Below are 21,627 nucleotides of genomic sequence, written 5' to 3' on the forward strand. Positions count from 1 at the left end.
CCGGTTTCATGGTCGCACAGATGAATAAGGACGTCTTATCCCCTGCGTTTAACGGGGCCCCAATCTTTGGATCCCTGCCGCGAAGGGGTGAGGAGATGGCGTTCGCCGACCCCTCGGTGTTGTATTGTTGCGTTTCACGAGTTCTACAGTAGTCTGCAACTGACTGATTTTCATGGGGCTGCGCTGGAATTCCAGGACGGTCGTCAGCGCGAGGCGGCAGTCGTGGGGGGATAGCGCATGCCGACCAACAACTGGATCCGATTTCTTCGGAACTACGGACCCATTCCGACCAACGATAATATGTACGACGAGACCATTCAGCGGGCGTTGGCTCGCTTGAAGATGCAGCCAATCGAGCTGCCGGCCCAGCATCTGGCATGGTTGGTCGACAATTTCAGGTCAGAAGAATGCCAGTCCGTTATCCTCACGGGCACCGCCGGCGACGGAAAGACCTATCACTGCCGACGCGTGTGGCTAGAGCTTGGAGGCACGATTGAAGATTGGAATGGCGGAGAGAAGATCCAGCGCCTCAGCTTGGGGTCTCGCCAACTCATCGTCGTCAAGGACCTAAGCGAGCTTCGCTCCGACGAGAGTAAACCGCTGATCGAGCAGATGGCGTGGGATGTCGCAGACCCCAATTCCCCCAGGGTCTATCTGATGGCGGCCAATCATGGCCAGCTTCTAGAAAAGATGAAGACCGCCTGCAGCGACAAGACGACAAGCGCTCTTGTCGAGGTGGTGGAGAATCTCCTGGTCGTTGGCCGCAGCGGGAACTCTGCGATTAAGCTCGATTTGAGGGATCTCAGTCGGTCTGCCGCCGCCGTGATGATCGATCAGGTCATCGATGCGGTGACGCTGCACCCCGGTTGGGACGGCTGCGCGGATTGTCCGGCGATGAATGGGGCAACCTGTCCGATCCGCGAGAACCGCGAACGGCTGGTCGGAACCCACGACAATCGTCTCTTCCGGCGACGGCTCGGCAATCTGGTCGAAGCTAGCGAACATAATGGTGGTCACTTTACCATCCGGCAGGTCCTATCCCTCGTCACGAACATCATTCTTGGCCATCCCGACGCACGCGACGGACTAATGGCGTGCACCGATGTCGTCGAATTGGCAGCTGCGGGAACCGCGGAGCGAGCCAGTCCCTACCGCAACGTGTTCGGCGGCAACTTGAAACCAAGCCGAGCAGAAAGAACCGAACCCTTTCGCAAGCTCAACCTGTTCGGCATCGGCTCGGAAACGAGCAACAAAGTCGATAATATGCTGGTCTACGGCGCCGACGATCCGGCACTGGTGGAAACCTACAGAACCCTGGTGCAAACCGATCAGGTCTACGGCGAGACGCCAGCCTATAAACGGGCGCAACAGTCCTACCTCGAGGGCGACGATCCGAACGCTGTCGCCCGTTTTCTCGGGCTCCTTCGCGGGCAGCGTCAGCGGTTGTTCTTTACCATCTCAGACGACCTGGCAGACACGCTGGACCTCTGGGACCTGACCGTCTTTCGGTACGCCGGGCTCTATCTCGAGACCAGTCGCGCGTTGGCCGAGAAACGAGCATTGCCGCGGCAGGTGATGCCCATGCTCATGCGCGGGCTGAACCGGGTGTTCACCGGCATGCTGATCCAGAACCAGGACGAGCTAGTCCTTGCAAGTTCAGGAAGCCAATCGCAGTCGAGGACCAGTCCTCTGCTGGAGGAATTCGTGTCCGTCGCCCGCCGGGCTGGCGAGGAAGTGGCGTTGCTCGGTGACGGGGATGGAGGCATGAAGCTGGTGGTTCGGCTTGCGCGTGATGATCCGCCTGAAGTCACGCTGCAATTGTCGACGACCCGCTTTGAGTTCTTGGGCCGTGTGGCCGAGGGCGCATTGCCTACGAGTTTTTCGCTCGAGTGCCACGAGGACCTTCTTGCGTTTAAGGCACGGCTTCTGAGCGCCGTCGAACGGCGGCGGTTCCTTGACGGTGACGATCGCAGTGACGGGATCGTCCTCAAGTTCATCGACCTCAATTCTGATGGTCGTGCATCATCGCGTAGTGTGACGGTGAGGCTCTGATGATGGAGATCCTGAAACGCCCAATTTCCCATGAGGATCGCACTGGACCCGCGTTCTGGGTCGATGAAGCGATCTGGGGGCATCGCCTGCATGACGAACAGACGCCCTGGCTGATTGTGCTTGAATTCCTTGGCGTGCTCCGATCGGAGCACGTTGCCGGCCGCGCCTTGGCGGAAGAGGAGTTCAACGCACTGTCCTATCGTCCGCAGACGCAATTGCGACTGCGCAATCTCATCTTCAACAATCCCTACCTTCTGACCATCGGGGCCGAAAAGCTTTCCGACGATGCAGCCTGGACCAAATGGCTGGAGTTGATGGAACAGAACGCCGGCGGCCTTGAGAGCCGCGACTTCAGTTACCTCCGTGGCCGCTTCGACAGCTTCGACGACTTCGCCTCTGTGGTGGGGTTCTTGCAGTCGTCCGCCATCGAAGGCACCAGCAATAAACGCTGGAGTTCAAAGTTCGTCTTCCCCTTCGGTCCCAGCGCGCTTTACGAGGATGCCGCTGTGACGGCGTCTGGTGTTTCGACCGACAGACGTTTCTTCGCTCGAACCGGCGAAGTTCTCTACCTGATGCTTTGCCGGTCGAAGCGAGCCGCCGAGCTCAAACAACGACTGGTCGCAAAGCTCTTTGAGCAGCCAACCGTCTACGATCGGTTGGTCGCTGCGCTGCAAGGGGAGCCACAACTTGCCGAGCGTGATCGGCCGGGTTCATACTTGCCCTGCTCGACCCACCCGATCTTCGATCAACTTGCCGAGGATTGGATCGCTATTCTGGACAGCCCGATTTCGGTGTTCGACGCTCTGCCGCACATCGTAACCATCACCGGGCTCAATCTTGTTCAGTACCAGCTTGACCGGGCGCGAGAACTGCTGGACTCGGTGCCCATCACGATGATTTGCGAGATCGTATCGCCACGAAAGACGGTGATCCGTGACCTTGCGGCGGACTCCTTTCAGGCGAACAATGCGCTGCCGGGTCTTGCCATTGAGCATTACGTCCGCAGTGCCGAAAGTTCTCATGAGTGGCAGCACGCCGTTACATCGGACGATGCCGTCCTCAGCGCCGCGGAGGTATTGGGACGCCAGTTCGACTGGCCGGACCCCGACGACCTACCGACCGGGATGAGCAATCCTGGCGACCTGATCGACGAGCTCGTCGGCAGGGCGAAAACCAGACACGCGCAACATGTAGGCAAGGTGCATTCGACCTGGGCGCGGCAGATCGGGTTGAGCTCGCGTCGCTCAAGCCGCCGCGTGCGCTACGCACCGACCGACCGGCTGCTCAAGACGCTGGTTGTTTGCTGCGTGAGCGAGCGAATGGAGTTCAAGGACTTCCTCGCCGCGATGCACGACCGCTATGGCTTTGTGATCGGAGATCAACAGGCAGCGAGCATCATCGGCGCCGGAAAAGCCGATCAGGAAGACTTCTCCGATAATGCGCGGCGACTGGAGGAACGGCTGATTAGCCTCGGCCTGCTCAACCGGCTGTCGGACTCGGCCGCCTACGTCGAAAATCCGTTTCGCCGCGAGGTGCGAGCATGAACGCTCTCGATCTGATCGGCACGGCAGGGGCTGCGGCGCTGCAAGAGCGCCTGCAGGGTCTCGGAGCCGACAGCGGCACAGCTCGCTTCATGCTCGATCGTCTCACCGGGCCGCAGGTTGCCGCGATCGTCAGGCAGTTGGTTTCTGACGCTTCGATCCAGTCGCAAGTCAAGATTGCCGTGCCCCGCGCTCTCGTCGATGGCCAGGGCCTGCCCGATTCCGTGATCACCGACGAGAGGACCGTGGCGTGGCGGCATGCCGAGTGCGACCGTCCCGCGCTCCTTATCGCGAACACCGACGATGATCAGGGCGCTTCATTGCACGATGTGGCGCTGATCGGCGCCAAGGAACTGAAGGAAGGACCCGCCTATTGGGTGTTTCCTGCGTCCGATGGTCTTGGGCTGCCGGAAGAGCACATCGAAGCATGGCACATAGCCCTCAAGGCCCTGTCCAGTGTCGATGACTGGCCACTCGCGCAACTCAGCAACTATGTTGCCATGACGCGAGACGCGATCGACAGTATGTCGCTGCCCGTGGCGGACGCACTTGGCTGGGCGCTACCTGCACTGCAATTGCCGCGCGACACAGGATATTTCCGCTCGCAGCGGCCAAAGGACCTGCAGCAGCAAAGCCGCTGGAGACGCCTTTACGACAAACTCATCACTGACCGTCGACCATTGCTTTCCAAGCAGCGGCCCAACCGCCAGCCGATCGAAGCCGACGAGCTGCGGGATCAGTTCGAGACGGTTCGAGACGAGATCGCCGCCGAGCTGCACCCGATGATCGAGGCATTCGTCGACTCGCCAGCCGGGTGGCGGGAGGCGACCGAAAAACTCGCTGAGCTCGAGTGGGAACAGGACAATATCCTTCTCATCTTCTCGGGCCTCAAGCTCAAGAAGTTGAAGCTTCCGGAAGAGACCGCTCAGTTTTTCGACTACGAGCGTCCCGATCGCCTCAACGATCCGGACAAGGCGTATCTCAGCGATCTCAAGGGTCGATCCCTCAAGGAATCGCGAGAGGACGACCGCGAGTTCTTCGAAGCTCATCGGGAGGATCTGGCGGCCAACAGGCAGTTGCGCGCCAAATGGGAGAAGTTCGTCTACGGACGCCCTATTGAGTGCACGGATTTCCTCGATGGCTTGGTCCGCAGCATCGAGCGGCTTTTTGCCCAGCTCGGCACGCTCAAGATGCCTCGCCGGATCGAGATCCGGTCTTCACGCCGGACCAAGACGCAATGGCTGGACATGAATGCGGACGTAGCCCGCGCCTTCAGCCTCAAGTACAAGGCCCTTCGTCAGGTTCTCCCACAGGCGATTAGCTGGGACACGCCGCACATTTTCGAGTTCGAGGCGCTGCTCGAAGCCGCAAGCAAGAGCCGGAAATTCCGCGAGAACGTCTCGACGTCGCGCGCAAACATTCAGATCAAGTTCGACCTCACTCTGACCGTAGGAAGCGGCCCGGGTGCGGAGAAAAACACGGTTCAGTTGATCTGGCGGGCCGAGCCAAACGCGATCGGATTGGCGTTGCCCGACGACTTGGCCCGGCTCGAAAAGAACCCATTCGGCATTGCCGAAGTGTCACGCATGCTGGTCAGCAAGAAGGGGGCGATGCAGTCGGTGTCGCTCGCCGACGTGGGTACTCTACAGCCCTCCTTCCGCCAGGATGCGGGATCGTTGGTTCCACGATCGACCAATGTCGAAGACTTAAGCAAGGCCCTGCCCAGGGCCATCAAGGCAGCCGTCGCGGGCGGTCGTATGACGCCGCCTGCCGGCGCGGATCTTGGAGAGACATGGACTGCCTTCGTCGCGGGCTACTCGGCTGCCATCGAAGATTGGCGGACGAACGGCATGGGGGGAACACCTCAGCTCGAACAGGCCGATTTGTATGCAAGGCTGCTTGAGCAACTTCGTAGCTCGGCGCCAGGCGACTTAAACCGGCGGGACCTGTGGGAACCGATCCTCAGGATCGGCACGGTTCAGATTGCCGGTTCGACGCCGGCCGCGATCGTAGCACCTTGGCACCCGATGCGGATGGCCGCAACGGCAGTCAAGATGCGATGTCTGTGCGGCCTGATTGATCACCTGCTCAAGGCGGAGGAAGTCAATTTCGGCGACCAGCGGCTCTTTTTTGCCGATCTCCGGTCTGAACTCGCGCACCCTTACTATCCCGAGGCAGTACCGGGTTTCACGGGGGGTGAAGCGGTTCTCCTGACGGAGACGAGCACACTCAACGATTACAGCTTCATGGAACGGCCGGTTCGCGATCCCTCGGAAGCATCCACCGATGTGGATCCGGCCGAGGCTGCGCGTGAGATCCGCGGGCTGATCGGCCGTTATCTCGACTTGCAGCCGCATGAGCGCGCCAATCTGAGCATCATGCTCTACAACTGCGATGCTGCTGGCCTTCCATTGGCCACGGTCAACGCGTTGGGGTCAGTTCACGAAGACGAGGTCCACTGCAACGTCCTCGTCCGCCATCGAGACCGCTCGAAGCTCAACAAGGTCTATACCGATCTCCTGGATCAGTCCGGCAACGACCCCGACGCAATCGTCGTCAGTGAAACGTCGCTCAACTTCATGTCGAAGCTCAGAATCGGGGTGATGCTTGAGGGCAGCACGGGGCGCCGGGCGCCTGACGAGCGCAGCGTGGACGTGGCGTTCCTGCATGATGTCGTATCGCGTCAGGCCAAGGAGGCCTGGTTTTCTGTCCCGCGCAACGACGACATGGCCCCCTCAATCGCCGACCACGTGCCGCCTCGCTGGTCGTATCGCCGGGTCGTTGGAGAAGAGCAACTCACCGCCACAAGCTATCTGGTTTCGCCCCGCCAACCTCGGGTCGGCTGGTCCTATCTCGACGCACTGGCGGCCGTGATCCGCAAACAGTCGCATCGCGACAACGAGCATTACCTGCCCGCGCGTCAGATTTCGCTGCAGGACCATGGCCTAGAGGCCATGTTCAAGGATGTTCACGGCCTGGCCGAGTGGGTCGCCACTTATGACGACCTGCTCGACAAGCGGCAGCTCATGGCGCAGGGCATCAAGGTCATCCGATATCGGCGCGAACGGACGCACGGCCGCAACATGGTGGTGTCCTCGACCTCCGACCTGCGTGTCCTTCCGGTGCTTGTCCGTCGACGCCTCGATCAACTCAACCTAGGGCTTAGCGACGACCGTTTATCGGCGCTTGCCCAGAAGATGATCGCCGACGCGACGGCCATCTCTGGAGATGTCATACTGCGTGCGGCCAAGCGCGGCGTATCGGCTGGTGAATTAATAGGCCTGGTCCTCAGTCGTGCGCTTATTGCTGAGGAGCTTCTGAAGCGTCCGGCATCGTGGTTCCTCCTCGACGATTACGCACAATGGCTGGGCCAGCGAGAGGAAGGGATTGCCGACATTCTTGCGCTCAGCGTCGACCCGGGGCCCGATGGGCGCCCCAGGCTTCGCGCTGTGGTGACCGAAGCGAAATATGTCGAGGCCAGTGGCCTGGCGGAAGCCAAACGTCATTCCAGCCAGCAGTTACGACAAACGATGCGCCGGATCGAGGACGCGCTCTTCGGCGATCCGGGACGGCTTGACCGTGACCTATGGCTTTCGCGTCTTGCGGACATCCTGCTCGATGAGCCGTCGGCTCTAACCGCAGGCTTTTCGCTCGAGGAGGTGAGGAACGGCATCCGCAACGGCACGGTGGAAATCGATCTAAAGGGCTATTCCCACATTTTTGTCTCGGGACCCGCAGACGCGGGTGGTTCCCCCGGCGATCAGGACGAAGTGACCGAGGTCCGGGGACTGCAGGAGATCTACACACGCGAAGGTCTGCGGCAACTGATCAAGGCCTATGAGGCGTCTGAGCCATTGATGCCGATTAGGCGGGCCTTAGGGGATCACAGGCCGTGGGAGACATCTGAGTTCCGCGCGCCAGCGCCGCGCGTTCGGTGGACCACCAGGAGCAACGCGGCGAGTGGTGCCGGCCCCGAACCGGACGCCCCGTCTCCGCCAATGACACCCACGCCCCTTCCGGCTGGGCCCAAAGGAAGTGCCGATACAGCGCCTCTTGCCGATGCCGATGAGGCTGGTCCTCATTCGGCTTCCCACGCCACTCCGCCTGATCGGGAGGAGCAGGAGGTGGAAGGATCGATTCCCGGGGACAACGAGAGTTTTGCCGGGATGGTGTCCCGACGGGCGGGACAGGTGCAGTCTGCGGCTGACGAGGACGAACAATGGCTCGAGGCAACAGCCGGCCGGCTGCGTACGGCCCTTATGGGGTACAATCTGCAGGCCAAGATCGCGGGGACGCGATTGACGCCAAACGCCGCCTTGGTGCGATTTGTCGGCAGCGATCGCCTGCGCGTTGAAGACATCGAGGCCAAGCAGTCGGCCCTTCTGACCACGCATGGCCTGAGAGTGATCTCGATCTCGCCACTGCCCGGCGAGATCGTAGTGGGCGTGGCAAGAGCAAAGCGGCAGATTGTCTCAATGTGGGATCTCTGGGAGCGCCGCGCCCTGAACCGCAACGCCGCCGGTCTGAACACGAGCTTCCTTCTCGGCCTGCGCGAGCTGGACGGAGAAATTCTCTATCTCAACTTGGGCGGTCCCTTTGCTGGCGTCTCACAACACGACCCGCACACGCTGATTGCCGGCGCGACTGGCAGCGGTAAATCGGTGCTGATCCAGGCCCTGATCCTCGACATCGCAGCGACCAATCCTAGTGGCCTGGTGCACATTCACCTGATCGATCCGAAAATGGGCGTCGACTACTCCGCTATCGAGCGGTTGCCGCATGTGAAGGGTGGGATCATCATTGACCAAGCGGCCGCGATCGAAATGATGGAGGGGCTCGTCGTCGAGATGGACCGGCGGTACGAGCTTTTCAGGCAGAGCGGGGCTCGCGACATTCGATCGTTCAACATCAAGGCCACGCCAGAAGCACGGCTGCCGATGAAGTTTCTCATCCACGACGAGTTCGCCGAATGGATGCTGACCGAGGATTACAAGGGTGCCGTCACCTCGATCGTTTCCAGACTTGGAGTGAAGGCGCGAGCCGCCGGCATTCACCTCGTCTTTGCGGCACAACGGCCCGATGCCGGAGTCATGCCTGTTCAGCTGCGTGACAATCTCGGTAATCGGCTGATCCTCAAGGTCGCGAGCGTCGGAACCTCAGAGATCGCCCTCGGAATGAAGGGCGCCGAGAACCTGCTCGGCCTCGGGCACCTGGCCGCGCGACTGAGCGGCGAGGCCTCGACCGTCTTCGCACAGGCACCATTCCTGTCCGATGAGGATATAGAAGACGTCGTGTCGGCTATCGCTGCTCAGGACGGCTGAGCTGGCAAAACCGGAGGCGGGGCAGGAGCGAACAGGAGGACGAGGGCATAGATGACCCCGGCGCACGACATCGCGGCCGCGACCCACAACAGAAACTGAATGATCTTTACCGTTGAGGGCGGCCATTTCTTGTCCTTGTTCTTGAGCGAGACGGCGTAGTCGCCGTCGAGCTTGTTCAAATTGGTGATGTAGAGGCTGAAAGCCTGGCTGAAGCGACCCATGATGAAAACGCTGGCCACACTCACGACGGCGGCGAACAGGAAAATGCCGACGGCGATGAGCCGATCGCTCTTGAGCTGGGATGCCGCGAAGTACCACAAGCCGCCGATTGCCACTGAGAACAGCGGGGGAATCTTGTAGAGGATGTCGTTCATCGCTCTGAAGTGGGCGTATTGCTCCTTGTAGATTTCTTTGACGTTGACGTCGTTGCCTTCAGTCATGGGATACGCATCTCCTGTTCGCCCTGTATGCTATCAGCAAATTGCCTGAGCCTCGATCGTGAGCCGATTTCGAATTTTCCCCGTTCCGGATTAGGTTGAGCTTGATCCGAAGACAGAGTCACATGCGTTTATGCCGATCTATCTTGATGGCCACTCGACAACCCCGCTGGCGCCAGAGGCGATGGAAGCAATGGCACCTTGGTGGCATGCTCAGGTCGGCAATCCGCACTCGCCTCACGTGAGTGGCATGTTGGCGTCACAGGCCGTTGAGACTGCGCGTTCGCAACTCGCTTCCCTCATCGGCTCTGATCCACAGGAACTCGTCTTCACCTCCGGGGCGACCGAGGCGAACAACATCGCGATAAGGGGCATCGCCCTCGCCGCACTCGAAGGTGGCTTCGGGGGGCGTGACATTGTCGTATCTGCCATCGAGCACAAGAGCGTGCTGTCGGCCGCGGGCTCGCTGCGCAGTGCTGGCTTCCGCATCATTGAAGCGCCGGTTGATGTGAACGGGGTCATCGATATTTCGGCGCTCGAACGGCTGGTCGACGCCGAGACGCTCTTGGTATCGGTGATGGCGGTCAGCAACGAGGTGGGATCCATCCAACCGCTCGCCGATGTCGTTCGTATTGCTCGTTCGGCGGGGGCGCTCGTGCATGTCGACGCTGCACAAGGGCTGGGCAAGCTTCCATTGGACTTTTCGGATTTCGACCTTGCGAGCATATCATCGCACAAAATGTACGGCCCAATGGGTATCGGCGCACTGTTCATATCATCTGCCGCTCCACTCCGCCCGTTGCCGCTGTTGTTCGGCGGCGGTCAGGAAGCTGGGATCCGTCCTGGGACCGTACCGACGCCGCTCGTGGTTGGATTTGGCGCCGCCGCCAAGGTCTCCAGGGCGCGGCTCGCAGCGGACGCCGTCCATTCAACGGGCTTGTCGGCTTTGTTCCTAGACGAGTTGCGCAACAGGCAAGTCCAATTCATCGAAAATGTTCCTGCTTGGCAACGCGTGCCAGGCAGCTTGAGTCTGAGATTCCCCGGCAATGGCGCGATGTCGATAATCGCGAAAGCCGGGGATCGGATTTCGATTTCCGAAGGATCAGCTTGCACGAGCGGGCAGATTACTGCCTCGCATGTGCTCCTTGAGATGGGATTTACTCACCAACAGGCAGCGGAAACTGTTCGTCTATACTTTTCCCGCTATAATACCGAGATGGACGCCACGGACGCCGCGATCGCGCTTTCGGAAATAGTCGGCCGCTAAGGATTGCCAACTGGCGACAGTCTCCAGTAGCATCCACTCCCATGTTGAACGACCTTTATGATCCGGCCACCGCGATTCGCGTTTCGGGCCACGAGACCTTCTCGCTTCGGCTGTTGTGGCTGAAGAAGGCGTTCGATCATGCGTCCGGCCCAGATGGAGTCGATCGTAGAACATTTCAGGAACAAAACGCAATCGCCACCTTCGGCGTCGGCAAGAATATGGCGCTCTCGATGCGTCATTGGGCGCTGGCGACGAAGATCCTGGTTGATAGCCCCACCCATCTTCATGCCACCCCTCTAGGGCGATTGATTTTCACGGACGGCACCGGGCTCGACCCATATCTCGAGCATCCGTCGACCCTGTGGTTGATGCATGCCCATCTTGTGAGTCAGCCGCACGCCGCAACGACGTTCTATTACGCCTTCAACCTGCTCAATCAGATTGCCTTTACCCGAGACGATCTCGTGAGGGCCATGGCGGCCATCGTTGAAGCGCGCGCGACCGCAAGAGCAACTGCCGAGACCCTCAAGCGCGACGTGGAAGTGTTCGTTCGCAGCTATGCGCCGCGTCACGCCGACGCAGGGGAAGACGCGGTAGAACCGCTGCTCGTCGAACTCGGCCTGCTGCGCGAGCAGCGCTCGACCGGGCAACTCGAATTCGTCCGCGGGCAGAAGCCCTCGCTGGAAGAAAGCATATTTGCGCTGGTATTGAAGCAGTTCTGGGAGCGTCACCACTCGCTATCCCCCACCCTCTCGGTGGAGCAGGTGCAGTATGACCCCGGCTCCCCCGGGCGCGTCTTCAAACTGGATGAGGATAGCCTCGTCGCACGCCTGATGAGCATCGGGGACGCAACCGGCGGGAAAATGGTGTGGACCGACACCGCGGGCCTCCGTCAGGTCGCTTTAGCAGGCCGTCTCGAGGAAATCGACGAGTTCGATCTCGTCAAAGCCGGTTACCGTGGGCGGAGATCGGGATGACCAAGCTCGCCAACATCGTCAAGGTCGAACGCCGGTTCGCGCTGTCCGCTAGGGTCGACACCGATCTCAACGGCACGCCGCCGCTCACGGGATACGTATTGCAGGCGAGCGTGCGCAAGTCGTTGATAGCCATGCTAGCGGGGGTCGCGGAAGGGTCGCAGTTTGCGTTCACCTGGACCGGCCCCTACGGCGGCGGCAAATCTTGTGCGGCGCTGCTTGTTGCCAATCTGGTCGCTGGCAACAAGAAGCAACGCGCGCTCGCCGAAGGGATAGTTGGGCCAGACTTGGCGGAGCAGTTTTCCTCTGCGTTCCCTGGGCGGGGCCGCTCGTGGGATGTGCTTGCACTGACCGGCCGGCGCACGAGCCTGGCAGGGGCCTTGGCGGACGCGGCTGCGGAGCAATTTGAGTGGCCTCAAGCGACGCGGGAAGCAGCGCGCGACGAGCGAGCACTTATCGACGAATTGGAAGCGCGTGCTCGTCACAAGGGAGGGTTGCTTATCGTCATCGACGAGCTCGGCAAATTCCTCGAGCACGCGACGAGTTCTGCCGGCGACGTGCATATTTTGCAGGATCTCGCAGAGCGAGCAGCCCGCTCTGACGGTCGGCTGGTCGTCGTCGGCATCTTGCATCAGTCTTTTGAGCAATATGCCAATCGGCTGAGCCGGACTGGTCGAAACGAATGGGCAAAGGTCCAGGGTCGGTACCAGAACGTGCCCTTCGTTGCGCAGGCCGACGAGGTCGCGGCGCTTATCGCTCGCGCCATTGGTAGCGACCAAGCTCCGGCAAGCGCCAAAGCGATCGCTGGCCTGACGGCGGTAGCGATCTCGCATCGTCGCCCGGTCGATGTCGCCGGGCTGACTGAAATCCTTACGCAAACATGGCCATTGCACCCGGTCTCCGCTCTGTTGCTGGGACCGGTGTCCCGCCAACGGTTTGCACAAAATGAGCGGAGCGTCTTCGGCTTTCTCTCTTCGTCGGAACCCAACGGGTTTCAGGCCCACTTGGCGCAGGCCGACGTCGACGGAAACGCCTGGTATGGTCCGGATCAGCTTTGGGATTACTTAGTTGCCAACTTTGGCAGCGCCCTTTCTGTTGGTCCCGAAAGCAATCGGATGACACTGGCCATGGAGGCCGTAGAGAAAGCGGCGCTTTATGGCCCGCTGGTTGGCAAGCTCGCCAAGGCCGCGGCGGTCGTCGAGCTGTTCAGGAATGGCTCTGGGCTCGCGGTTGCCGACGACATGCTATCTCTTTGCGCGCCAGAGGCGAAAAAGGCCGACGTTACGGCGGCGATCGACGAACTGGTCAACCGTGCGATCCTCATCCGTCAGCCGCGGCTTGGTGGATATGCCCTCTTCGCCGGCAGCGATTTCGACCTCGATGAGGCCATCTCCAAGGTCGCGCTGAAGCTCGACGCCGATGTTCTGGCTGATTTGCCATCACGGCTTGGCGTGGGGCCGATCGCAGCCAAGAGCCACTACTTTGCGACCGGTGCTTTGCGCACGTTCGACGTTGTCATTCAGTTCGCCGACGAGAGCCCGCAAAGTCCCGCTGCGTGGGCCAAGAGGACCGCTGCGGCATTGGCCAAGACGAAGCGGCGGTCGGCGGGTCTTCTCATTATGCTGCTGCCCGACGCGCGAAGCTTCGAAGCGCCAGTCAAGGTCGCCGCCAAGCAGCTCAGTGTCGAATTGGAGAACCTAGGAGTCCTGGCCGGCGTGGCCGCGAGTGAGCAGGTTTATCTGCTTAGGGATCATGCGAGCGACCTCTATGCCCTGGATCGCATCGAAGAGACGCATCCGCAGCTCGAGGGTGATCGGATCGCCCGCCGAGAATTGTCGGCACGTAAATCGTTGATCGCCGAGATTGTACGCAGCGACTTGCTGAAGGCGTTCTCTTCGGCCCGCTGGTGGGCATTCGGTGACAGCGCAAAAGACGCATCCGGCAAGAAACTCGATGGCAGGGAACTGACCGTCTTGGCGTCGGCCCTTGCCACGACTGCTTTCAGCAGCGCACCCGTCATCCAATCGGAGTTGCTCTACCGGGATAAGCCCTCGACTGCCGCCATGGCGGGCCTGAGGACCTTGATGCATGCCATGGTTTCGAAGTCGGACGTGGCAGACCTCGGGATCGAGAACTTCCCGGTCGAGCGCGGGCTCTACCTAACGATCGTTCGGCCATTGGGCCTTCATCGGCAGGATGACAAGGGCGTGTGGCGCTTCGCCGATCCTGCGGAGGCCGAGGCGGGCAAGACAATGAAGCCTGCCTGGACGGTTCTGGGTGAGAAGCGGGTGAACCTGGCCGAACTCTTCGACACCTGGGCAGCGCGGCCATATGGCATCAAGCGGGGCGTGATGCCCGTACTGGTATTGTCCTATCTGCTGGCGCACAGAAACGCGGTCGCCGTCTACGTCGACGGCGCTTTCCAGCCTGCCATCGACGATATCGTCGCCGACCGCATTCTGCAGGATCCTGCAGCCATCGAGTTCCGCCGGATTTCGCGCTCCAAGCGCGATGACGCGTTCGTCCAGCAGCTCGCCGCGCTTCTTTCGACCGAAACAAGCCCCGTTGAAGCGAAGGCCCTCCCGGTCGCATCGGCGCTCTATCAGCGTTTCCATGCTCTTCCGCTGTGGGCGCAGCGCACTCAGACGCTGGCCGAAAATGTTCGTAAGGTCAGGGACATTGTGCTGAAGGCCAGCGACCCTGAAGCGCTGCTGTTTTCAGACCTCGCGTCCGCCCTCGAGGGAGAGCCCGATCCCGGGGTCAGCGTGGTGGCCGCACTGAACAAGGCCGAACAGGCCTATCCAAAAATGCTGGAGACCCTCCGCACGAGCCTGGCCGAGCATCTTGGGGTCGACCCGATGACCTTTGAGGGAATTGGGCCGCGGTCGTCTACAGCGTCTGGCGTGTCGGCTGAGCTGCGCGTCGATGCCTTCATCATGCGTGCCGGCGCTTTCGAGGGAAATGGCGGCGACATCGAAGGATTAGCGAGCCTGCTCGTTCATAAGCCGCCCCGTAACTGGTCTGACCGCGAACAAGAACAAGCCATGTTCGAAATGGCCAAACTCTCCCTGCGCTTTCGCGAGGCAGAGACATTCGCCGCGGTTCGCGACCGGTCCCCAACCTCCCAGGCTATTTCGGTGATGGTAGGCTTGGATCCAAAGGAGAAGCCTCTTTTTCACGCTTTCCAGGTGTCAGAACAGGAGCTTGCGGCTGCAGACATGGCGGCAGACGACTTGATGGCGCAGCTTCGCCAAAGGGGCATGAGGCCGGCCGTGGAGCTTGCCGCTCTCGCGCGCATCGTAGAACGCCTTTCCGAAGGCAAGGGATTGGAGCCAGCATGACAAATCTGGTGCGTGAGCGTCATATCCTTGGGATATCGGGGGGTCGCGATAGCGCGGCCCTCGCCGTCCATATGCGGCAGACCCGGCCAGAGCTCGATCTCGAATACTTCTTCACCGACACCGGCAAGGAGCTGGAAGAGGTGTATTCGTTCCTCGACAAGCTTGAGGGGTTCTTGGGAAAACCGATCACCCGGCTTAATCCGGACCGGGATTTCGACTTCTGGCTTAAGGAATACAATCACTTCCTGCCCTCCCCCAAAACTCGGTGGTGCACGCGGCAGCTCAAGCTCCGTCCGCTCGAGCAGTGGCTGCGCGAAGACCTCGATGCCGGGGTTGTCGTACATTCCTACGTGGCCATCCGGGCTGATGAACCCAGTCGCGAGGGCTATCAGGCGACCCATGGCAACATGCAGGTGCACTTCCCTCTGCGGGAGGACGGCATCAGCAGGGCTGGCGTGATCGAAACGCTCGAGAGCGCCGGCTTGGGCGAACCCGACTACTATCGCTGGCGGACTCGCTCGGGGTGCACATTCTGTTTCTTCCAGCAAAAAATCGAGTGGGTGCGATTGATGCGCGAGCACCCCGACGCGTTCGACGAGGCCAAGGGATATGAGAAGACCGCTCGCGATCACGGCTCACCCTTCACCTGGAGCCAGGGAGAGGGCCTAGACGAGCTCAGCGCGCCGGCCCGTATTGACGAGATCGAGCGCGAGTTCGAGCAACGCCGCGCGCGACTATTGGCGCGGCGCCGCGTGAACCCGCTCGCCGGCAATGTTGTGCCTACGATCGATGACGTCTACGGAATTGACGAGGCTGCGGCAGGATGTGTGATCTGCCACAAGTGACAGGATGAGGTGTCGCGTGACCGCCGTGGCGACCCTTGCATTTACCACTGCCAGAGAGCTGTCCACGGCAAAGTCACCGGCATTGGGCCGGAAGTCAGAGGGGAGGTTCTTGACACCTTCGCTTGATGCTAGGCTGCTGGGGACTTAGAGCCATCTCCTGCCCGGAACAACGTTCAGCAACGAACAGGAGCTGGGCGACTACGACTCAAAGCGACATGCGGCACTGACTCTGAGGGAGCTCGAGCGCTACATCGCTCTCAACATCGTCGGCGCCTACCATCAATCGATCCACGGCAGTCTGGACCGCCCGCCGATCGCGGTGTGGCGGGAGCACGAGGGCGAAATCCCGCTTCGGTTGCCGCAAGATCGAATGCGCTTCTGGCTGACGTTCCTGCCGGAGCAGGAGCGGACGTTGATGCCAGACGGGATTCATCTGTTCAACCTGCGCTACTGGTCGTCGGCACTGAGCGCCGATGTGGGGCGTTCGGATCAACGTCTGCTTGTCAAATACGATCCGCGCGACATGGCGCGCATCTTTGTCCGGCGGCCATCAGGAAACTTCGTGGAGGCCCGTTATGCCGATGTGACCCTGCCCTCGATAACGCTGCACGAGGCACTGACCGCCCGGCGTACCCTACGCGCAAAGGGGCGTCGCGAAGTCGACACCCGCGCCATCGTCCGAACAGCCATCGCGCAGCGAGAATTGGTCGAGGCGGCAACCATCAAGACGGCGGCTGCGAGACGCGGGAAGGCTTCTTCGAAATCGAAGGTGGATGATCGAGGATTGGGCTCGCTCCGCGGCGTCGACTCCAGCAAACCTGTACCCTTTGTTGAGGATACAGATTGAGCTGGAGTGAATATGAACGATCAAATCTCCCACCTGACCGCCGGCGCCGCCGCACTGCAAGGCCCCGCCCGCACCGGTCCGCATATTGTCTCAGGCCCTACCAAACGCCGCTGGCGAAACCCGCCATCGCCAAATAAGCGATCGAAGCAATGAGTGCCACCAACGAAGGGCTGGCCTTTGAAAGCGCTTCGACAAGATCTTTGAGCACAACAAAGAAGCCTGTCACGTTAGGGATTGCGTCAGCTGTCTGGGCAGCACCATTGGCAGATTTGAATTGCGCGATGACCTGGGCTGCGGCCGTGACCAAATACAATACAAATGAGGCGATTGAGAGCCACAGCGCCCACTCAGCGATCGTATCTTTCATGATCGGACTCCCTAACGAGCGAAAATTTTGACGGATGGTTCAGGCGTGGTAGCCGGCTGGGCCTCGAAAGGATCAGTCGGAAAGGCAAATTTTGGAACATCAGTCGTAAGATTAACCATGCTTGGGTACTTTGCCCGCACCCACACGCGGAACTTCTCGATGCCCTTTGCCACCTGCAGCGAGTAATCAAGGGGCTGCGTGCCCTGGACCGAGGACGAAGTCCCAAGGTTCATGAAATAGCGCCCGAGAGCTTCGTCGTCGGACGTGTTGCTCGGGGGGCCCGGTAGAAGCATTTGAGCGTTTCGCTCGGCAAGACTTCCTTTCGGGACTGCTCGCCCCCAATCGAGCGCCTGCCCGTGGCAGGCGATGCAAGATGATCTCGGATTGTCCACCGGCCCATTCAGCCGGCCGAACAGGCCCAGATTGTGCCGTGGCAAAGGAAAAAACTTCTCAGCCACAGCAGCATTGACCCATGCCTCTGCCACGGTCTTGCCCTGCTGCTCATATTGAAATGCCGTCAGCGTGGGATCATTGCCCCACGTCAGACCGACGGGTACAAGCCTCTCAAAGGGCGTGTTGCCGGGAGTGCCGGCGTCATACATGAACGTACCGAAAAACCAACCGGCACCTCCCGGAATGCGGCTGTCCTTTACCGCAACGTCGACTTGAAGCAGCCGCAGCGTGGCCACTTCGCCCGCATCGCCTATTGCTGCATCCCACTCCAAAGAGCCAGCGAGATAGGGCACTTCGGAAGGTGTCGCCTGAGTGAAGAGCACCTTGATCGCATAGCTGCCATCGGGAAACGCAAAACTCTTTGTTTTCGGGAAAGCGGGATCCTGCCAGACCTCAGCCAATCTGCGGCATGCAGCCGAATTGTAGAAGCCGATGGCCCAATTTTGCCGCCCCTCCCCTTGCAACGCGTGAAGCTCGTTCGAACGTGAGTGACGCTCTGCGGTCATGCCTCGCAGGCGCTCGCGCACATCCTGAAACCATGGGGCGTGACACCAGCCGTTGGATGGATCATCCTCGATGCGCCAGTCGATATTCTGATTGTCCTTGATACCGTAGTCCAGCAGTGCCTTCACATAAGCAGAGGGATAATTGAGCGGATCGATGGCCTGCCAGGGATATTTCTGCTGCGGCTGCTGTGACAGAGACGGAAGCTTGACGACAAATTCTCGCTTCTTTGCGCCCCCTTGTAAGGGCCTCGTGCTCGAGCATTCGATCTTGATGCTTGCGGCCTTGCTGAATGGGGTTCCTTCAGGCACGGCGCAAGGTTGACTGTCGGCGAGCTGAGCAGGACTGGCGGACAGGAAGACCGCGAGAAACATGCTCACAAGAGAAATGAAGAGTGCACGGTTTGCCATCACTGCCGTCCCCCAGATCAACTCAACGATTATTCTTCGCCACGAGGTCAATCGCGGCAATGTAATCATCGATGTCGCTGTCCGCGAAACCCTCATGCAATTCAAGCGATATTCCGGTCGCTACGGCTTCCTCGGCTCCCGGTAAGGACACTGATTTATAGTCATACTGGCGCCCCGACACGACTTCTGCTGGCCACACCCCCGGGAAGAATGACTTTTGCAGAAAGTAATAGCTCCGATAGATTGGCTCGCGCACATATGCCGCCCTGGCGGGGATTCCCTCTTTCGCGAGGGCTCTCAAAAACTGGTCGCGGGTGCAGGTGATGATCCGCGGGTCGATCCGCAAAAGATAGAAGAAGTAGCTGCACTCGGCATCAGCCGGTTTTCTCTGCGGAATCACACCGCGGATTTTGGATAACTCGCGGTCCAGGCGATCACCCAACTCTCGGCGCCTGCGAACAATGCCGTCCAGTTTCGGAAGCTGAGCCGCTGCCATCGCACCGTCGAGCTCGCTCATGCGGTAGTTCGGTGCGAGCGCCTGCAGCCGGATATTCCTGCCGTAGCGATCATAAAATTTGTCGGCGTAGTTATGACAGAGATAGTAGTCATGGTCGGTGCCGGTTAACACGAAACCGCCCTCACCAGACGTGATGTGTTTTTGATCATTCAGACTGAAACATCCGAAATGTCCAAATAGCCCGACGGATTTGCTCTTGTAGGTCGCGCCCAACGCCTGAGCGCAGTCCTCTATGAGGGACAACCCCCTGCGTGCGCATATCGCCGCGATGTCGTCGATTTCCATGGGACAACCCGTCAAATGGACGGCGACTACGCCGCGTGTCCGATCGGTAATCGCAGCGGTGATATGCTCCGGTCGAGGCATGGCAGTGTTGGGATCGACATCAGCGAACACCGGGATGAGGTTCTGGTACAGGATGGCGTTGATCGTGCCTATATCGGTGATCGGTGTGGTGATCACCTCAGAACCAGGCGGCATTCTGGAAGCTGCGACGGCCACATGGAGACTGGCCGTTCCCGACGACGTGGCGACGGCACTATGGGCACCGAACCTCTTCGCATAAGCTTCCATCGCAGTCGCGACGATCGACGTTTCATTTGCTTTCGGCCAGTACCAAAGGCTGTTCTTGTCAAGCGCTGCTGTCAGCGCAGCCAGTTCTTCGGCACCAAAGCGATCCGGACGCGGCGGCAGTCCCTTTGTTCTCACAGGCACGGAGATTTCTCCTAGTTGAACGTGATTGAACCACTCATTGGATAGAGCGGTCTCAAGAAAAAAGACAGTGGGGTGCGCGCCGCCTGTTCTGGTGATTTGGCGAATTCACGATGATTTCACGGAGCATCGGAGGAGGCACTATTGGGCGCGGTATTTAGTGTAGCGGGCTGCTGCCTCAGGGCGTTATGTGACAGGGACAGTACTTTCCTGACAAGCGCGTTGGGCAACCACTAGAACTCCAGCAGATCGCCCACCCGAGCAGTGGCCTTCTTCTCTATCGCCCCCATGAGGGGCAGTCGCCGAAGCGTGTTCACTGGATACGTCGGATCAAGGAGGGCTGCCGGCGTAAAGCCCGGTTCCTGCTGCCGCAGGGCGTTCACCGACTCCCTGAGCTGCGGCGTCTCCTCGTTGCGAAGATTCAATGCAACCTCATAGCGCCGCGTTGAGACAAAATCCGGACGGAATCGAAGCGCCGTTTTCGCGTGCAAAAGCGCCTGGTCGTAGTCAGCCAGGGCAGCAGCGGCCATGCAGGCAAAATGCTCGAAATAAAACTGAAAAGGGCTGTGTTTGGTGAGCTCCAACGAGCGCCGGGCTGTCTGGTAGCCTTCGTCGAACATACCATTGGTGGTCAAAGCGTTGGAGAGCAGCGCCCACCCTAGAGGATCCGTCGGGTCACGTTCGACACCGCCCTGAGCCATCAGCAGAGAGGCACGCAGATTGCCTTGATGAACATATTCAATCTGGGAACTGATCGTCTGAACGGAAGCATCATCCGGGGAGTGGCGTAGCGCCTCCACCGCAAGTTCGGTGATCGGCGCGGCGTTGTCCAAAAATGACATCGAGCGGTGCTGAAAAAATGCGGCGTTGCGCAGGAAGGCACGCCACGCCAAGTACCGGCCGCGCGGCTCGATCTCAAACGCACGCCTGAACAGGCGATCGGCATCGATCAAGCTTCCCTTATCCAGGCGGAAGAACAAACTTCTCGCCTGACGCGCCAGGACGAATGCGCAAGCATCCGCTCCATCAATCGATGCGGCCTCGGCGAAAGCATTGCAAACGTGCTCGACTGTGTTCAACGCAAGCCTGTCGAGATCGACAGAGTCATGCATCGCGCCAATAGCGCCGGGCACGCTCGCATTTTCAGACCACAGCTTTCGTCCGTTGTGAATCTCGCAAGAGAGGAAAACCCCGTCACTGAGCGCAACGGAAAGCACGCGGATCAAGAGCATCGCCTGCGGCTGCCCCCCTGGTGTGCTTACATCATCAACGTCATCAGCGCCGCTCGCAGCCATGATCTCCAGATTATCGATCTGCCGCAGCGCGCTCAGAATCCGGTTCTGCAGCAATCGTGCGCCAACATCAGCCGCCGGGGCTCCTCGCGCATCGCTTCGCAGCAATACTATGCACCTGCGCCTTGGCGCGGTTCTTCTTTGACTAACCCATCTCTGGAGAACCTGGCTGCGTATATCACGGATGGCCTGCTCGAATTCGCGGTCATGTATGTCTACGTCTTCGAAAGCTTTGACCGCGCCTCCGATCTGGCTTTCCGCAGGAGCCTCGTAGACAACAGTGAAGCCCGCCTGATCCAAAGTTACCGCATGCCTTGAGGCGACCAGCAACTGCCTGTGCGGTCCAAGCGCTCTGCGTATTTCGGTGAGAGCTGCCCGCAGGCTGCCTGCTGCTTGCTCGGGTGCGCGGTCGCTCCAAAGTCGCTCCTGCAGCCAGGTCCGCGTGCGCGTGTGACCGGGTGCGACGGCTAGAAACACAATCACTCCCCTCGCCTTGCTGCCGAGCGGCGCAAAATCATGACCCTCCGTGTCGGTGAGAGTTAGCCTGCCAAGAACATTCAGCTTTAGCATGTCGCCCATGAAAGTAACTTGTATCCTATTACATTAGCGTAGTTTCATGTGCCTCGCTATCCACCGGGAGGAGTAAACTTTCCAGTCGCGCTGGCGGCGCTCGTGGAGAACCAAAATCCACTCTGTTGAAGGGAGCCTAATCTTTTCGGCGAGCATTTCTTGGACGGTCAATGCGGAC

At 60.0% G+C, this 21,627-nt stretch carries 13 protein-coding genes; 8 read left to right on the forward strand and 5 right to left on the reverse strand.

All coding sequences use genetic code 11. The features are described from left to right. The first annotated feature begins 237 nt into the window (after positions 1–237). From NKH49_RS19000 to NKH49_RS19010, 3 genes are read left to right on the forward strand one after another with little or no spacing between them, the layout of a single operon-like run. Positions 238–2,052 (forward strand): hypothetical protein, encoded by a 1,815-nt coding sequence (locus NKH49_RS19000; RefSeq protein WP_352828954.1) that lies wholly within the window; start codon positions 238–240, stop codon positions 2,050–2,052. Continuing rightward, on the forward strand, positions 2,052–3,596 hold the full coding sequence (locus NKH49_RS19005) for a hypothetical protein (protein WP_352642559.1): 1,545 nt from the start codon (positions 2,052–2,054) through the stop codon (positions 3,594–3,596). Before NKH49_RS19000 ends, NKH49_RS19005 begins: the two co-directional genes overlap by 1 nt. Further along, on the forward strand, positions 3,593–8,914 hold the full coding sequence (locus NKH49_RS19010; RefSeq protein WP_352927301.1) for an FtsK/SpoIIIE domain-containing protein: 5,322 nt from the start codon (positions 3,593–3,595) through the stop codon (positions 8,912–8,914). The genes NKH49_RS19005 and NKH49_RS19010 overlap by 4 nt, the downstream gene beginning before the upstream one ends. Here the strand turns inward: NKH49_RS19010 and NKH49_RS19015 are convergent. Then, entirely contained in the window at positions 8,902–9,354 is a 453-nt protein-coding gene (locus NKH49_RS19015; RefSeq protein ID WP_352643501.1) for a hypothetical protein, read from the reverse strand. The two genes, NKH49_RS19010 and NKH49_RS19015, sit on opposite strands and share 13 nt — an antisense overlap. A 130-nt stretch (positions 9,355–9,484) precedes the next feature. On the opposite strand from NKH49_RS19015, the gene NKH49_RS19020 reads away from it, so the two are divergent. The 5 genes from NKH49_RS19020 (at position 9,485) to NKH49_RS19040 (ending at position 16,625) form a co-directional block, all read left to right on the forward strand. Next, positions 9,485–10,618 carry a cysteine desulfurase family protein gene (locus NKH49_RS19020; RefSeq protein ID WP_352643503.1) on the forward strand — a complete coding sequence of 378 codons (1,134 nt, stop codon included), beginning with the start codon at positions 9,485–9,487 and terminating at the stop codon, positions 10,616–10,618. 41 nt (positions 10,619–10,659) lie between these two features. Next, positions 10,660–11,595, forward strand: coding sequence for a DUF4007 family protein (locus NKH49_RS19025; RefSeq protein ID WP_352643505.1), 936 nt, complete (start codon positions 10,660–10,662; stop codon positions 11,593–11,595). Beyond that, a complete protein-coding gene (locus tag NKH49_RS19030; RefSeq protein WP_352828950.1) occupies positions 11,592–14,933 on the forward strand; it encodes a hypothetical protein in 3,342 nt (1,113 codons plus the stop codon). The genes NKH49_RS19025 and NKH49_RS19030 overlap by 4 nt, the downstream gene beginning before the upstream one ends. Next, entirely contained in the window at positions 14,930–15,778 is an 849-nt protein-coding gene (locus tag NKH49_RS19035) for a phosphoadenosine phosphosulfate reductase domain-containing protein (RefSeq protein ID WP_352642712.1), read from the forward strand. Before NKH49_RS19030 ends, NKH49_RS19035 begins: the two co-directional genes overlap by 4 nt. Before the next feature lie 370 nt (positions 15,779–16,148). After that, entirely contained in the window at positions 16,149–16,625 is a 477-nt protein-coding gene (locus tag NKH49_RS19040; RefSeq protein WP_352642710.1) for a Mu transposase C-terminal domain-containing protein, read from the forward strand. 97 nt (positions 16,626–16,722) lie between these two features. On the opposite strand, the gene NKH49_RS19045 is transcribed toward NKH49_RS19040, so the two are convergent. From NKH49_RS19045 to NKH49_RS19060, 4 genes are all read right to left on the reverse strand, one after another. Then, positions 16,723–16,992, reverse strand: a complete 270-nt coding sequence (locus NKH49_RS19045; RefSeq protein WP_352642708.1) for a hypothetical protein — start codon at positions 16,990–16,992, stop codon at positions 16,723–16,725. Positions 16,993–17,003: 11 nt separating this feature from the next. Then, positions 17,004–18,359 (reverse strand): hypothetical protein, encoded by a 1,356-nt coding sequence (locus tag NKH49_RS19050; RefSeq protein ID WP_352642706.1) that lies wholly within the window; start codon positions 18,357–18,359, stop codon positions 17,004–17,006. A 22-nt stretch (positions 18,360–18,381) separates the two neighbouring features. After that, positions 18,382–19,590 (reverse strand): DegT/DnrJ/EryC1/StrS family aminotransferase, encoded by a 1,209-nt coding sequence (locus tag NKH49_RS19055; protein WP_352642704.1) that lies wholly within the window; start codon positions 19,588–19,590, stop codon positions 18,382–18,384. 230 nt (positions 19,591–19,820) lie between these two features. Beyond that, positions 19,821–21,458 carry a hypothetical protein gene (locus tag NKH49_RS19060; protein ID WP_352642702.1) on the reverse strand — a complete coding sequence of 546 codons (1,638 nt, stop codon included), beginning with the start codon at positions 21,456–21,458 and terminating at the stop codon, positions 19,821–19,823. Positions 21,459–21,627 lie beyond the last annotated feature (169 nt).

It is taken from the genome of Mesorhizobium sp. M1088 (assembly GCF_040318575.1).
GTDB lineage: Bacteria > Pseudomonadota > Alphaproteobacteria > Rhizobiales > Rhizobiaceae > Mesorhizobium.